This window comes from Nocardia acidivorans NBRC 108247 (genome assembly GCF_001625085.1).
In the GTDB taxonomy this organism is placed as follows: Bacteria; Actinomycetota; Actinomycetes; order Mycobacteriales; family Mycobacteriaceae; genus Nocardia; species Nocardia acidivorans.
In genome coordinates this window covers 1-16,989 of the sequence record NZ_BDAW01000009.1, presented here as the reverse complement: position 1 = coordinate 16,989, position 16,989 = coordinate 1, and the positions used below count along the sequence as shown (strand labels likewise).

Annotated in this window: 3 protein-coding genes; all 3 read right to left on the bottom strand. The window is 69.5% G+C overall.

The genetic code is table 11. The features are described 5' to 3' along the window. Positions 1-14 precede the first annotated feature (14 nt). A complete protein-coding gene (locus NA10_RS03420) occupies positions 15-1,007 on the bottom strand; it encodes an ATP-binding cassette domain-containing protein (protein ID WP_067563232.1) in 993 nt (330 codons plus the stop codon). Then, positions 1,004-14,683 (bottom strand): non-ribosomal peptide synthetase, encoded by a 13,680-nt coding sequence (locus NA10_RS03415; RefSeq protein WP_084514267.1) that lies wholly within the window; start codon positions 14,681-14,683, stop codon positions 1,004-1,006. The genes NA10_RS03420 and NA10_RS03415 overlap by 4 nt, the downstream gene beginning before the upstream one ends. 345 nt (positions 14,684-15,028) lie before the next feature. Beyond that, positions 15,029-16,645, bottom strand: a complete 1,617-nt coding sequence (gene lnt, locus NA10_RS03410) for an apolipoprotein N-acyltransferase (protein WP_067563849.1) — start codon at positions 16,643-16,645, stop codon at positions 15,029-15,031. Positions 16,646-16,989: the final 344 nt, after the last annotated feature.

The following is a 16,989-nucleotide window of genomic DNA, read 5'->3' as shown; positions in this document are numbered from 1 at the left end:
GGCGGTGGCGGTGCTCACGACAGGATCTCCTCTTGCACGGTGTCGGTGCGGCATTCGGATAACTTGCGATCCGTGGATTTGCCGGTGAGGGAAAGGAATACGTCGTCGAGGCTGGGCCGGTGCACGTCGGCGTCCAGGATGCAGATCCCGGCGTCGTCGAGTCGGCGCAGGGCCTCGACCATGGTGCGGGTGCCGTCGCCGACCACCACGGTGATCTGATCGGCGGCGGGGTCCTCGAGGGGTTCGCCGATTCCCACTTGCGCGAGAACCTGTTTGGCCGGTTTCGGATCCTGTCCGGCGGCGAGGGTGACGGTGAGTTTGTCACCGCCGATGGAGGTCTTGAGCTCATCGGCCGACCCGCGCGCGATGACCCGGCCGCGGTCGATGACGGTGATGCGGTCCGCGAGCAGATCCGCCTCCTCCAGGTACTGCGTGGTGAGCAGTACGGTGGTGCCGTCGTCCACGAGTTCGCCGATGACCCGCCACATATCCAGTCGCCCACGGGGATCCAGGCCGGTGGTCGGCTCGTCCAGGACCACCACGGGCGGACGGCAGACCAGCGCCCCGGCCAGGTCGAGGCGCCGGGCCATACCGCCGGAGTAGGTGCCGGCGCGCCGCCCGGCCGCGTGTTCGAGGCCGAGGGCGGCGAGCAGTTCGGTGGCGCGGTCGGCCGAGCGCTTATGGCTCATCCCGTACAGGCGCGCCACCATGCGCAGATTCTCGAAGCCGGACAGATTGGTGTCGATCGCCGCGTACTGTCCGGACAATCCGAGCCGGGTGCGGGCCCGCGCCGGATCCTTGAGCACGTCCACCCCCGCGACCTGCACCCGGCCCGAACTCGGCGCGAGCAGGGTGGTGACGATCCGCACCGTGGTGGTCTTACCCGCGCCGTTGGGCCCGAGTAGGCCCATGACGGTGCCGGACGGTATCTCCAGATCGATGCCGTCCAGTACCCGGACCTTGCCGTAGTACTTGATCAGGCCCTGCACCTCCACCGCGAGACTCATCGGCTCCCCTCCCGTTCGGTGCGGGTGGCGCTGGCGGCCAACTGTTCCCGCAGTACCGGTCCGATGACCGCCAGGGATTCGGGCGTGGTCATGCCCGAGTGGCGGCACCGCACCAGTTGGTCGTGTACGACTCCGGTGACGTGCGGATCCCAGGCCGCGGCGGTGCGGTCCGGATCGGCGCGATTGATCTCATCGTCGGCGGCGGTGAAGAAGAGCAGGTCGCCGATGAAGACGCGCGGCTCGAAGCCGTGCGCGAGGACCGCGCCATTGGCGTAGCCGGTGTAGAGGCGTTCGAGGTGATCGACGGTGAGCGCCGCGAACGGTCCCGGCCGGCCGCGCAGGAACTCCGCGGCCTCCTGCAGGCTCATCCGCGGGTCGACGTCGGTGTCGCCGCCGAGCAGGTCGCTGCCGAATTCGCCGATGATGTCGGCGACGCCGGGCACGGCCTCCTCGAGCCACCGGTCCGAGAGCTGGTAGCTGTCCATGAGCGCGAGCAGCGCCACCTCATCGCCGTTCTCCTGCAGCTGCACCGCGATCTCGTGCGCCAGCAGGCCGCCCAGCGACCAGCCGAGCAGATGGTACGGGCCGTGCGGCTGTACCGATTTCAGGTGTGCCACATAGTATTTCGCGGCCTCACCGATGGTCCTGTGATCCTCCGCGCCGCTGACGTGCGGGGCTTGCAGACCGTAGACCGGGCGATCGGCGGGCAGGTGGGCGAGCAGTCCGGCGAAGCACCAGGCCAATCCGATGGCCGGGTGAACGCAGAACAGCGGGGCCGCACCGCCCGGGGTGATCGGGCGCAGCGGCAGCACCGGTTGCAGGGCGGCCGCCAGGGCCGCGCCCGCGTCGCCATCGGCGTCGGCCAGGCGACGGGCGATGGCGGCCGGGGTGGATTCACCGAACATGGCCTGCACCGGCAGGTCCACCCCGGCGGCGCGCAGCTGGCCGACCACCTTGGTGGCCAGCAGCGAGTTGCCGCCGAGTTCGAAGAAGCCGTCGTCCACGCCGACCTGTTCGAGGCCGAGCACATCGGCGAAGGCGGCGCACAGGGCCGTCTCGGTCGGGGTGCTGGGCGCGCGGTAGCCCTCGCGGGCGGCGAAGACCGGTTCGGGCAGGGCGGCCCGATCGAGCTTGCCGACCGGGGACAGCGGTATCCGGTCCAGCAGCATGATCGACTGCGGCACCATGTAATTGGGCACCAGTTCGGCCACGTGCGCGGTGAGCTCGTCGATGCTGGGCGCGGTCCCGGTGCGCGGTTTCACATAGGCGACCAGTGCCGTGGAGCCCGCCGGGGTGCGATGCCCGATGGTGGTGGCGAATTCGACCTCGGCGTGCCGCGCCAGGGCGGCGTCGATCTCACCGAGCTCGATGCGGAAGCCGCGAATCTTGACCTGATGGTCGGTGCGGCCCACGTACTCCAGATCCCGTGCGCGCCCGCCCTTCTCGACCCAGCGCACCAGATCGCCGGTGCGGTACATGCGCTCACCGGGCTTGCCGAACGGGTTGGCCACGAAGCGCTGGGCGGTGAGCCCGGGCCGCCGCAGGTAGCCGCGGGCCAGGGCGGCCCCGGCCAGTTGCAGTTCACCGGTGACCCCGGCGGGTACCGGGTGCAGGCGCGAATCCAGCACGGTCGCACCGACACCGCGGATGGGTCCGCCGATGGTGATGGGCCCGCCCGGGGTCATGGGCTGCGAGATCACCGTGACGATGGTGGTCTCGGTGGGCCCGTACACGTTGTAGAGGTTGCGCCCCGGAGCCCAGCGGGTGACCAGATCCGGGGGCAGCGCCTCCCCGCCGACGAGCACATGCCGCAGCGCGGTGACCCCGGCCGGATCGACCGTGCCCAGCGCGGAGGTGGTGATGAAGGCGTGCGTGATGCCCTCCTCCACGAAGACCCGTCCCAGGTCCGCGCCGCCGACCACGCCGGGCGGGCTGATGACCAGGGTGGCCGCGCCGCCGAGCGCGAAGAGCAGGTCGAGCATGGCGGCGTCGAAACTCGGTGTGGCGAAGTGCAGTACGCGAGCGCCCGGTCCGACGTCGAACCGCTGTGCGGTCTCGGCGGCGAAGTTGGACAGGCCGCCGTGAGTGACGACGACGCCCTTGGGGATGCCGGTGGAGCCGGAGGTGTAGATGACGTACGCCGGATTGTCCATGCGCAGCGGCGTGGTGCGTTCGTCATCGGTGATGGGCGCGTCCGAGGTGGCCAGCACCCGCCGCCGGAACGAGGGCGCGTCCAGTACGGTCCAGTTGGCCCCGTCGGGCATCCGCTCGCGGTGCGCGGCGAGCGTAATGCCCACGGCCGCACCGGAATCGAGCAGCATATGGCTGATGCGCTGCTCGGGATAGTTGGGGTCCACCGGGACGAAGGCGGCGCCGGCCTTGGCGATGGCCAGGGTGACGGCCACCGATTCGGCCGAGCGCGGAATGCCCATGGCGACCAGGGTTTCCGGGCCGACGCCGTAGCCGATGAGCACCCGGGCGAGCCGGTTGGTCCAGCGGTCCAGGGCGTCGTAGGAGATCTGGGTGCCCGCCGCGCGCACGGCGATGGCCTGCCGGTTGAGGTTGGCCGCGGCCTCGAACACCTCCGGGAAGCTGATGGGCAGTGCGGGTTCGGCCCCGCGCACCGGTGCCAGCGCCGACCATTCGCCGGAGTCGAGGAGTTCCAGATCGCCCACGGCGGTGGCCGGATTCGCGGCGGCCGCGCCGAGCATGCGCACGAAGCGATCCGCGAGCCGCTGGGCGGTGGCCTCCTCGAACAGGTCCGCCGCGTAGTTGACCGAGACGGTGATGCCGTCGGGTTCGCGGCGCGGGGTCCAGGATTCGGTGAGGGTGAACTGCAGATCGAACTTGGCGATACCGGGATCGGCGTCGTCGTTCTCGATCCGCAGGCCGGGCAGTTCCAGTACCCGTACGGGCTGGTTCTGCACCGACAGCATGACCTGGAACATCGGGTGATGCGCCCGGGTGCGTGCGGGATTGAGCACCTCGACCAGGCGCTCGAATGGGACGTCGGCGTGCGCGAATGCCTCCAGGTCGGTATCGCGCACCGCGCGCAGCAGATCACCGAAGGCGGCATTGCCGTCGAGACGGGTGCGCAGCACCAGGGTGCCGACGAACATGCCGACCATGCGATCCAGCGCCGGATGTCCGCGCCCGGCGATGGGTGTGCCGACAGCGATGTCGTCACCGGCGGTCAACCGGTGCAGCAGGGCGACCAGCGCGGCGTGCAGCACCATGAACATGGTGACGCCGTGTTCGGCTGCCAGGGACTGCAATTCGCGATGGGTGAAGGCGTCCAGCGTGCATTCGACGGTGCCGCCGCGGTAGCTGGGCACCGGCGGGCGCGGCCGGTCGGCGGGGACGGCCAGCAGTTCGGGACTGCCGTCGAGGGCGCGCCGCCAGTAGTCGAGCTGGCGGCTGATCACCGATTCCGGATCGTCTTCCACGCCCAGCACATCCTGCTGCCAGAGCGTGTAATCGGCGTACTGGATGGGCAATTCGGCCCAGTCCGGTTCGCCGCCGCCGGCGTAGGCGCGGTAGGCGGTGGCCACATCGGCCGCCAGCGGTTGCAGCGACCAGCCGTCCATGGCGATGTGGTGCACCACCAGGACGAGCACGTGTTCGGACGGTTCGGCCCGATTGCCCCCGGCCGCGCCGGTGAGGCGCAAGAGGGTGGCGCGCACCGGAACCTGGGTGCCGAGGTCGAATCCGGCGGCGGCGACCCGGCGGATCTCGTCGGGCACCTCCCGGGGTTTGACCGCGCGCAACGGCAGCGAGATCGCGGCGTCGACCGGTTCGAGCACCTGCTGGCAGGGTTCGCCGTCCAGCTCGGGGAAGACCGTGCGCAATGTCTCGTGCCTGCGCTGCACCGCGTGCAACGCGGCCCGCAATGCCTGCACGTTCAGCTCGCCGTGCAGGCGCAGCGCGACCGGAATGTTGTACGCGCCCAGCGCTTCGCCCTGATCCCCGGAGGCGTTGAACTTCTCCAGGAACCACAGTCGCCGCTGGGCGGCCGAGAGCGGAATCCGCGCGGGACGGGTGCGGCGGCGCGGTTCCAGGCGCGAATCCGCGGCGGCGGGACCGGAGTCCAGCTGTGCGGCGAGCCCGGCCACGGTGGGCGCGGCGAAGACGGCCCGCACCTCGAGGCGGACCCCGGTGGCGGCGGCCAGCCGGGCCACCAATTGGGTGGCGAGCAGCGAGTTTCCGCCGATCTCGAAGAAACTGTCGTCCGCGCCGAGCTGTTCGGCACCGACCAGATCACCCATGACCTGTGCGACCAGTCGTTCGGTCTCGGTCTCCGGATCGCGGGAGACCGGCGCGACGACGGCCTGGGGTTGCGGCAGTGCGTCGCGGTCGAGCTTGCCGACCGGGGTGAGCGGAATGCGGTCCAGCAGGGTCAAACTGCTCGGAACCATATGGGCGGGCAGGTGTTCGGCACAGTGTGCGCGCACCTCGTCCAGGTCGAGGCTGTGCGCCTCGGCGGGCAGGACGTAGGACACGATGCGCCCGGTGCCCGCGATATCGCGGACCTCGGTGTGCGCGAAGCGGATTCCGGTGTGCGCGGTGAGCACGGCGTCGATCTCGCCGAGTTCGATCCGGAAGCCGCGCACCTTGACCTGGTGATCGCTGCGGCCCAGGTAGCTGATCTCGCCGTTGGCGGTCCAGCGCACCACATCTCCGGTGCGGTACATGCGCGAGCCCTCGGGCCCGTACGGGTCGGCGATGAACCGCGCGGCGGTGAGGTCGTAGCGGTCGATATAGCCGCGCGCGGCACCCTGTCCGCCGATGTACAGCTCACCGGGCACGCCCACGGGCACCGGGCAGAGCCGCTCGTCCAGGACCAGGGCGCGCGCACCGCGCACCAGTGTTCCGATGGTGACGGGTTCCCCGGCGATCATGGGTCCGGCGATGGTGACCACCACGGTGGTCTCGGTCGGCCCGTATCCGTTGAACATGGCGCGGCCGGGGGCCCAGCGCGCCACCAGCTCCGGACCGCACGCCTCACCGCCGACCATGACCGCGCGCAGGTGCGGCAGGGCCCAGCGCTCCCGGTCGATGGTGGCGAGCGCGGCGGGGGTCATGAAGGTGTGGCTGACCTCCTCGGCCTCCATGAGCGCGGCCAATTCGTCGCCGCCGTAGATATCGGCGGGCACGATGACCATGGTCGCGCCGGAGCCGACCGCCAGCAGCAGATCGAAGACGGCGGCGTCGAAACTCGGCGAGGAGAAGTGCATGGTGCGCGATTCGCGGTCCACCCTCATGCGGTCGCGGATCTCGTCGGCGAAATTGGACAGGCCGCCGTGGGTTACCGCCACGCCCTTGGGTTTTCCGGTGGAGCCGGAGGTGTAGATGACATAGGCGAGGTCGGCGGTCCACAGCGTGGTGGTGCGATCGGCGTCGGCAATCGGGCCGTCGTCGAGCACTTCCAATTCGTCCAGCAGTGCGGGATCGTCCAGCCGCATCCACGCCATGGCATGATCACCGGCGGCGGCGTGCAGCCGATCGGCGTTCTCGCTCATGGTGATACCGACCCGGCAGCCGGAGTCGGTGAGCATATGCCGCACCCGATCCGCCGGATAGTTCGGATCGACCGGGACGAACGCGGCCCCGGATTTGGCGACGGCCAGTACCGAGAGCACCGATTCCGCCGAGCGGGTCAGGCCCAGGGCCACCCGGTCGCCCGGGCCGATGCCCTGCTGGATCAGGGCCCGCGCCAGTCGATTCGAGTAGACGTCGGATTCGAGATAGGTGAGCGCGGTATCGCCGAAGCGCAGGAATTCGCGGTCCGCGTTCAGGTGTGCGGTGGCGGCGAAATACGCGGCCAGACTGCACTGCGGTTCCGGCGCCGGACCCCAGGCGGGGGTGAGCAGTTCGCGTTCGGCCTCGGTGCGGGCGTCGATGGCGCGAATGAGCACGCGCGGATCGGCGGTGACGGCCTCGAGCACGCGGATGAGACGGTCGGACAGGATCTGCACCGTGCGCTGGTCGAAAAGCTCGGCGGCGTAGACGAATTCGAAGAGGCGTTCCTCGGCGACGGTCTCGCCCTCGCGGGGGATGCCGGGCAGCACCCGCAGTTCGAGATCGAATTTGGCCAGTGCGATATCGAGTTCCTCGGCGTGCAGCGCGAGCCCGGGCAGTTGCAGCGCCGGAACCGGCGTGTCCTGCACGGTGAGCGCGACCTGCAGCACCGGCCGCCCACCGCCGGCCGCGCCGCCGATCTCCTCGATGACGCGTTCGAACGGCACCTCGGCATTGGCCATGGCGGCGAGTTCGGTATCGCGGTCGGCCTGCAGCAGTTCGGCGAAGCTGCGGTCCGGGTCCACGTCCGAACGCAACACCAGGGTGTTGACGAACATGCCGACGAGTTCGTCCAGCCGGGTGTCGGTGCGACCGGCCACCGGGGTGCCGATGACGATATCGCGGCCACCGGTGATCACGCGCAGCAGGACCGCGAGGGTGGAGCGCAGCACCATGAACATACTGACGCCGTTCGCCCGCCCGACCTCGCCGAGCTTGCGCTGCAAGGCTTCCGGGACCTCGAATCGCACGACGCCCGCGCGCTGGGTGGGCTCGGCGGGCCGGGCCCGGTCGTACGGCAGCGGCATCTCCTCGGGCAGGTCCGCCAGCGCGGCGCGCCAGAAGGCCAGCTGGGTGGCGGCGGTGCTCTCGGGATCGGATTCCCGGCCCAGGCATTCGCGCTGCCACAGGCTGAAATCGCTGTACTGCACCGGGAGTGGCGTCCATGCGGGTGCTACGCCGCCGCGCCGCGCGGCGTAGGCGATGGCCAGGTCCCGGGTGAGCGGACCGAGCGACCAGCCGTCGGCGGCGATGTGATGCAGCACGATGCCGAGCAGGTGGCGGCGATTCCCGGTGCGCAGCAGAGTCATTCGCAGCGGGATTTCCCGGGTCAGATCGAAGCCGCGGCGGGCCAGGGAGCGCAGTGCGTTGCGCGCGCCCACCTCGTCGGTCTCGACGGGGTCCAGCATCGGCAGGCAGCGTTCGGTCTCGAGCAGTCGCTGCTGCGCGCCGTGCTCGTCCTCGGGGAAGACGGTGCGCAGCACCTCGTGCCGCTCCACCAGGTCGCCGAGGGCGGCGCGCAGGGCGAGCACATCCGGATCGCCGTCGATTCGAAGCACGAACGCGATGTTGTAGGCACTGGATTCGGGAGAGTATCTATTGAGGAACCACAGTCGCTGCTGCGGCAGTGACAGTGGAACGCGCTCCGGGCGCGGGGTGTGCACGGCCAGCGCCGCCCGCTGCGTCCGGGGCGTTTCCTGCAAGCGCGCCGCTACGCCCGCCACGGTGGGCGCTTCGAAGATGGCGCGCACCGGCAGTTCCACACCGAATTCGGTGTGCAGTGCGGCGGTGAGCCGGGTGGCCAGCAGCGAGTTGCCGCCGACCTCGAAGAAATTGTCTTCCGCGCCGTGGATTTCGGTGCCCAGCACGGCGCCGAAGACCTGCGCGACCTGCTGTTCCAGATCGGTCTGCGGGGCGCGCGAGGGTGCGGTCGCGGCGAAATCGGGTGCGGGCAGCGCCTTGCGGTCGAGTTTGCCGGACGGGGTGACCGGCAGATTCTCCAGCAGGGTCAGCGCCGAGGGCACCATATAGCCGGGCAGCCGTCCGCGCGCGGTGTCCAGGACGGCCGCCATATCGATCTCGGTCTCGGCGGTCAGATAGGAGACCAGGCGCGGGATTCCGCGCTCGTCATTGTGAACCACGGTGAGCGCGAAGGTGATTCCCTCGTGCGACAGCAGGACATGATCGATTTCGCGCAGTTCGATGCGGAAGCCGCGGATCTTGATCTGGTCGTCGGCGCGGCCCAGGAAGCGCAGCTGCCCGATCCCGTCGGAGACCACCAGATCTCCGGTGCGGTACATGCGTTCACCGCGACGGCCATGCGGATTGGCCGGGAACGCCAGGGCGGTCAGACCGTGACGGCCCAGGTAGCCGCGCGCCAGGCCCGGTCCGGAGAGGTACAGCTCCCCCGCCACGCCCGGCGGCACCGGATGCAGGCGACCGTCCAGCACGAACAGGCGCATACCGCGCACCGGCAGGCCGATCGGCACGGGCTGCCCCGCGACCATGGGTCCGGTGGCGGTGGCCGCGACCGTCGCCTCGGACGGACCGTACATATTGTGCATACGGCGCACCGGAAGATGGGCGGGCCGGGACCGCGGATCGGTCCAGACGCGCACCAGATCCTCGGCACAGGCTTCGCCGCCGACGATGACGGCTTCGAGATCCGGCAGGTCCTGCGAGGGCACGGTGCCCAGGGCGGCCGGGGTCACGAAGGCGTGCGTGACGCGCTCCTCGCGCAGCAGTTCGGCGAGTTCGGCGCCGCCGTAGATTCCGGCGGGGGCGACCACCAGCGTCGCTCCGGCCGCGAAGCCCAGCAGCAGCTCCAGCACCGAGGCGTCGAAGCTCGGAGACGAGAAGTGCAGGGTGCGTGCGGAATCGGTGACGTGGAACAGATGCATCTGCTCATGCGCCAGCGAGGCGATGCCCGCGTTGGTGACGACCACGGCCTTGGGCTTGCCGGTGGAGCCGGAGGTGTAGATGAGGTACGCGGGTCCGGCGGTGCGCAGCGGATGATGCCGGTCGGCATCGGTGAGCGCGGTGACGGGGAATCGTGCGCACTCCGCGGCGAGTTCGGCGGAACCCATCAGCAGCCAGTCGACATAGCTCTTGCGATGCCGCCCACGGTTTCCCGGCCAATTCGGCATCTCGGCCCGGCGGTCCGGACTGGTGATACCGAGCATGGCCCCGGAGTCGGCGAGCATATGCGCGATGCGATCGGCCGGGTAATCCGGATCGATCGGCACATACGCCGCACCGGTCTTGGCGACCGACCAGACCGCGAGAATGCTGTCCAGGCTGCGCGGCAGGGCGACCGCGACCACCACCTCGGGGCCCGCGCCGTGCTCGATCAGCACGCGCGCCAGGCGATTCGAGCGTTCGTCGAGTTCGCGGTAGGTGGTGTCCTGTCCCAGGTAGCGCACCGCGACGGCGTCCGGAACGCGTTCGGCGGTATCGGTGAGCAACCGGGCCAGGGTGGTGGCGGGTTCGGCGGGCGAGCCCATGATGGGCACCAGTTTGGCGGTCTCGCGGGCGTCCAGGATGGGCAGGTCGCCGACGGGTACGGCCGGATCGGCGACCGCCGCGGCCAGGACCGCGCCGAACCGCCGGGCAATGGCCTCGACCGTGCCGTGGTCGAAAACATCGGCGGCATAACCGAATTCGGCGGTGAGTGGCATATCCTCGGCCGCCACGCCGAGTGGTTCGTGCACGGTGAGCTGCAGATCGAATTTGGCGATGTCCACCGCCATCGGCAGCACCTTGGCCGAGACGCCGGGCATATCGAAGCGCAGCGGCGGGGTGCTGTCGTAGGAGAGCATCACCTGGAACAGCGGATGCCGGGCCGCGGAGCGCTCGGGATTGACCACCTCGACGAGGCGCTCGAACGGCACATCGGCATTGGCGAAGGCATTGAGGTCGGTATCGCGGACCTCGGCGAGCATGCGATCGAAGCCGACGGCCGGATCGACCCGGGTGCGCAGCACCAGGGTGTTGACGAACATGCCGACCACCTCGTCCAGCGCGGGATCGCTGCGCCCGGCGATGGGGGTGCCGATGGCGATATCGGTCGTATTGCACAGGCGTGCGAGCAACGCCGCGAGCGCGGCGTGCAACACCATGAAGGTACTGACGCCCCGTTCGGCGGCGACGGCGGCGAGCCGGCGCCGGATGTCGGCGGGAATCTCGAACTCCACCCGGCCCCCGTCGGTGGAGCGCTCGCGCGGGCGCGGCCGATCCAGGGGCAGGTCGAGCTGATCGGGCAGGTCCGCCAGCGCGGCCCGCCAGTAGGCGAGCTGTCGCGCGAGCGCGCTCGCGGGATCGCCTTCGTCGCCGAGCAATTCGCGCTGCCACAGCGCGAAGTCCGCGTACTGCACCGGAAGTGGCGTCCACTCCGGGGCCGCCCCGGCGCTGCGGGCCGCGACGGCGCTCATGATGTCGCGGGTCAGCGGTGCGATGGACCAGCCGTCACCGCTGATGTGGTGCAGCACCATGAGGAAGACGTGCTTGTCCGGCGCGATCTCGTAGAGCGCGACCCGGACCGGGGCCTGACTGCGCAGATCGAAGCCGTACCCGGCGAATTCGCCCGCGAGGGTGAGCACATCGTCGTCGGTGGCGGCGATCGGGTCGAGGGTGAGCGGAATTTCGTCGGCCGGATGCACGACCTGGCCCGGCCCGTCGGGGGTGTCCGGGAAGGTGGTGCGCAGGCTCTCGTGGCGTTCGAGCACATCGAGCAGGCCCGCGCGCAGTGCCGGAACATCCAGTGGCCCGGTCAATTCCACCGCGAGGGGCATATTGTAGGCGGCCGCGTGCTCGGCGAAGCGGTTCAGGATCCACAGTCGCTGCTGGGCGAGCGAGAGCGGGATGTGCGCGGGCCGCTCCGCCGCACCGAGTGTGGGTGAGGCGGTCTCGGCCTGCAGGCTGTCCACGCGGGCGGCCAGTGCGGTGACGGTGGAGAATTCGAACAGGTCGCGAATGGTGAGTCCGGCGCCGAGCGCGCCGTTGACCCGGGCGATGGCCCGGGCGGCGCTGAGCGAGTTGCCGCCGAGGTCGAAGAAGTTGTCGCCCACACCTATTTCGTCGTGGCCGAGCACCTGGGCGAAGATGGCGGTGAGCTGGTGTTCGACCTCGGTGCGCGGTCCGTCGCTGGGGTGCGGGGCGCGACGCGGTGCGCTGCCCGGATCGGGCAGAGCTTTGCGGTCGATCTTGCCGTTGGCGCTCAGCGGTAGTTCGTCGAGTACCAGCACCACCGGCGGCACCATGTAGCCGGGCAGCGCGCGGCGCAGTCCGGCGATGAGGTCGCTCGGATCCAGCGGTTCGGCGCCGGGTGCGGCGACCGCGTAGGCGGCGAGCTCATCACCGCCGCGTCCGCGCCGGGCGACGCAGACCGCCCGCGCGACCCGCTTATCGGACAGCAGCGCCGCCTCGATCTCACCGAGTTCGATGCGCAGGCCGCGAATCTTGACCTGGAAATCGCTGCGGCCCAGGTACTCCAGCACACCGGAGCGTCCGCCGCGCCAGCGCACCAGGTCACCGGTGCGGTACATGCGGGTGCCGGGGGTGAAGGGGTTGGCCACGAAGCGATCCGCGCTCAACCCGGGCCGTCCGAGGTAGCCGCGCGCCAATTGCACACCGGCCAGGTACAACTCGCCGACCACACCGGGTGCGACCGGCTGCAACCGCGCGTCCAGGACATAGGTGCGGGTGTTCCAGATGGGCGCGCCGATGGGCACGTCCGTCGCACCGGGGGTGCAGTGCCAGGCGGTGACGTCGACGGCGGCCTCGGTGGGGCCGTAGAGATTGTGCAGCTGCGGTGCTTCGGGTCCGGTGCCGAGGGCGGCGTGGAATTCGGCGACGGTGGCGGCGGGCAGCGCCTCACCGCTGCAGAAGACCCGGGTCAGGCCGGTGCACCCGGCCACATCGGTATCGGTCAGGAACACCGAGAGCATGGAAGGCACGAAGTGCGCGGTGGTGACGCCCTTCTCGGCGATGATCCGGGCCAGATAGCCCGGATCACGGTGTCCGTCGGGTGCGGCGATGAGCAGTCGCGCACCGATCTGCAACGGCCAGAAGAACTCCCACACCGAGACGTCGAAGGTGGCGGGGGTCTTCTGCAGCACCACATCCGAGCCGTCCAGGGGGTAGGCGTGCTGCATCCAGCGCAGCCGGTTCACGATGGCGGCGTGCGAGACGCCGACGCCCTTGGGCTTACCGGTGGAGCCGGACGTGAACAGCACGTACGCCAGATGATCGGCGCGCAGGGCCGCGGTGCGGTCGGCGTCGGTGATCGGGCGGCCACCGCGGGCGGAGAGATCGGCGGTGTCGATATCGAATCGGCGGGCCGACGCGGGCAATTCGACCGCATCGCGCGAGGCGGTGAGCACGCACAGCGGATTCGCCTGTTCCAGAATCTGTTCGATGCGGTCGACCGGATGATCCGGATCCAGCGGCAGGTACGCCGCACCCGCCTTCACGATGGCGTACATGCCGATGAGCAGGTCGAGGCTGCGGCGAATGACCAGGCCCACCACGACATCCGGTCCGGCCCCGCGGGCGATGAGCTCGCGGGCCAGGCGATTGGCCCGCTCGTCGAAGGCGGCGTAGGTGAGCGTCTCGCCCTCGAATTCCAGGGCGGTCCGGCTCGGGCACATGGCGGCCCGGTCGGCGAAGAGCCCGGCGAGGGTGCCCTCCTGGCGCGCGACCTGGGTCGAATTCCATTCGTGCAGTACGCGTTCGCGCTCGAGGTCGGTGAGCACGGGCATATCCCCGACCGCGGTCTGCGGGTCGGCGCGCAGGAACCGCTCCAGGAAGTCCAGGAAACGGCCGTGGTGCATGGCCAGTTCGGCATCGCTGTACAGGCGCGGATTGGCCTCGAAGTCGATGTGGATGCGATTGCCATCGCCGTTGTAGAGATTGATCGACAGGTCCTCCACGGGACCGGTGGACACCACATTGAGCGAGCCGACCAGACTGCCGAACTTCAATTCGCTGTGGAACAGCATGAGATTGACCATCGGCCCGAAGAAGCCGCGGGCATCGCGCGAATAGCCGCAGTCGCGGCGGATGTCATCGCTGCGGTAGCGCTGATGCCGCAGCGCTCCGGTGATCTGCAATTCGACCGCGCGCACGGTATCGGCGACGGTGGCCGGACCTGCGAAGCGCACCCGGATGGGCACCACATTGGAGACCACGCCCGCCGAGCGGCGCAGTGCCACGGTGGTGCGGGCGGAGACCGGAAGGCTCAGCACCACATCCTGATTGCCGGTGACGGCACGGACGTAGCAGGCCAGAGCGGCCACGAAGAGCGCCGAGGGATTGGTGCCGAAGGCCGTCGCGGACTCCTGTACGGCCGCCTCGACATGTGAGCCCAGGACCGCGGTGGCGCAGCGGCGTCCGGCGTCCGAGCCGAGTCCCACCGCACTGCTGGTGGACAGGCTCAGCGGTTCGTTGACGCCCTCGAGCTGTTCGCGCCAGTACTCGGCGTCGCTGCGGCAGCGGCTGGTCTCGTGGTAGCGGTTCTCGTCCGCGTAGATGGTGGCCAGCGGGGTGGCGCGCGAGACCACCGGCTCGGTCCGATCCTCGAGGGCCGTATAGATCTCGGCGGTGCGGGTGGTGGCGTTCATCGCGCCGTACCCGTCGATGACGATGTGGTGGCCGCGGGTGTACCACATGTAGTCCGAATCACCGGTCCGCAGCACCACATTGATGGTGAGCGGATCGTGTTCGATATCGATGGCCGAGCTGGCGTGATCGTTCATCCAGGCCAGGGCCGCGGCGCGCGGATCCGGCTCGTCCCGCAGGTCTATGCGCGCCCAGCCCGGCCGGCAGGTGGGATCGACCACCTGATGCGGCACCCCGTCGATCTCCAGCAGCCGTACCTGGCCCACCTCGGTCTCCGCGCCGAACCGCTCGATGGCGTACAGCAGCCGGCCGACATCCAGATCGCCGTGGATCTCCACGTATTGGGCGATGGTGAGCGGGATATCGGGCCGGATGCGTTGCGCGTACCAGAGGGCCGATTGCGCGGGAGACAGCGCGAAAGGTTGAGCCGAGAATTCACCCGAAGAACATTGGTCGACACGATCGGTGGCCAATGAACTCATCAATCACTCCTTCTGCCGCTGTAAGACGCAACTCCCCGAACCCCCGTGGCCGGTCCCCCGTTCGGCTTTCGCGCACGCGCGAGCCGTAGGACGTGATCCACGCCCTATGATTCGGAGCACCACGCCGACTGGATCGGTGTGATCTCGAGTTGCCCGGCAACGAACGGTGTTGACGGAGCGCATATTTAGACAGCTACCTCAAAGCAAACCTCGCGTATTTCGCGTAACTCGCATAAGGAACGGCTGTGAACTCGGGCAAATCGGCTGGTCGGCAGACGCCAGCTAAATATCGGCGAATGGGCCGCCGGAGCGGGGACGGCCCTCGTCACACGTGCCCGCGGAGAGTTATTCGACCGGAAGGGTGCCGGCCGCGTCCGGGGATTCGACCGGATTCGCAGGGGTGGCGCGCCGCCGAATCACGGCCGTCACAGCGACGGCCGCGGCAAGAATACACAAGATTCGTTCCGGCGCGGGGCCTATCCGAGAGGCGATCGTCTTGTCCGTGCGCAGCGGTAGCCGGTCCACCAGTGCGGCCGGAACGAACTGCTCGGTCTGCTGCGCGATCGTGCCGTCGGCGGTGATCATGGCGCTCACACCGGTCGTCACCGAAACGATCACGGCGCGACCGTGCTCCACCGCGCGAATGCGGGACATGGCCAACTGCTGATAGGTCATCTCACTGTCGCCGAAGGTGGCGTTGTTGGAGGGGACCGTCAGAATCTGCGCACCCGCGCGCACCGCATCCTCGAAGGCGCGATCGAAGGCGACCTCGTAACAGGTGGCCACGCCGATGGCGACCGGAGCGCCGCCGCTCGCCGGTTGCGCGTGCACCACGCCGTCACCCGTACCGGGGACGAAATAGCCCGCGCGGTCGGCGTATTCGGAGAAGTGCCGGAAAAAGCTCCGGTAGGGGAGATACTCGCCGAAGGGCTGAATGATCTTCTTGTCGTGCCGCTCCCCCGGGCCGCCGTCGGCGGTCCAGACGATCACCGAATTACTGGTGGTGCGATCATCGTTCACCAGCACCGCGCCAACCAGAATGGGCGCCTTGATATCTCGCGCGGCCTGGGTGATCTCGGCGTAGGCATCGGCATTGCGCAGCGGATCGATATCGGAGGAGTTCTCCGGCCAGATCACCACATCGGGCTGCGGGGCCTGCCCGGCCGCGACGGCCCTGGCGAGCTCTTCGGTGCGGTGGACGTGATTGTCGAGAACCGCGCGGCGCTGGGCGTTGAAATCGAGACCCAGACGCGGCACGCTGCCCTGGATCGCGGCGACCGTGATCGGCCGGTTGCCGTCCTCCGGGCCGGGCAGCGCGGTCCGGAGGATCACTCCGGTGAGTGGAACTATAGCCACAAGCATTGCGGCAGCAACAATTCCGTTCCAGGATGTGAGACGCCGGGGCGCCGATCTGGGACGATTCGGACGCGGTGACGCACCCGTCGTGCTACGCGTGAATCCCGGGCCCCAGACCGCCGCGGCGGCCAGCCCCGCACCCGTGAGGGCGACGGCGAAACTCACCAGCGGTGCGCCGCCGAACCTGGCGTAGGACAGATACCAGCCGTCGGCCTGACCGAAAGCCAGTCTCCCCCAGGGAAATCCGCCGAACGGGAAACTGGAGCGACCCCATTCGGTGAGCGACCACATGCTCGCCACCCACAGCGGCCAGCCCGGCAGCCGCCCGACCAGCCGCACCAGCAGGCCGAAGAGACCGACATACACCGACAAGGCGGTGGAGAGCGCGATCCACGGCACCGGACCGACATAGATTCCGGTCCACGGCAGCAACGGCAGGAAAAACGCCAGTCCGGCGAGGAATCCGTAGCCGAATCCCCCACGCAGGCGGCCGTTTCCGCGCACGGTCAGAATCAACACCGCGATACCGACCGGTGCCAGGAACCAGAGCGCGCGGGGCGGGAAGCTGGCGAACAGCAACAATCCGGCGATCACCGCGGTGACCATGCGGGTCAGCACCGGGTGTCCCCGCGGCAAATCGGCCGCACGAGCCAGGGCGCCCCGGGGTGTCGTATCGACACGCACGTCCCGGTCACCGCTGTCGACCATCGACTTACTCACAACCCCAACACCTTTCGACGCCACCTCGGCCGATTCTTCCGCATGGGCGGCCGAGACGCCGGGGTCGCCGCGGGTCTCGCCCGCCGGTGCCCTGCCGTGCGGATCGGGAAGCGCTGCGGGCGAAGAGGTTTCCGGGGTGTCGTCAGAGGGCATGGATCGTGGCCCCGCGGTGCACGGTGGCCAGGCAGCGCGGCAGCGGTGCGCCCGGGGTGAGCGGCGGCAGACCGGGG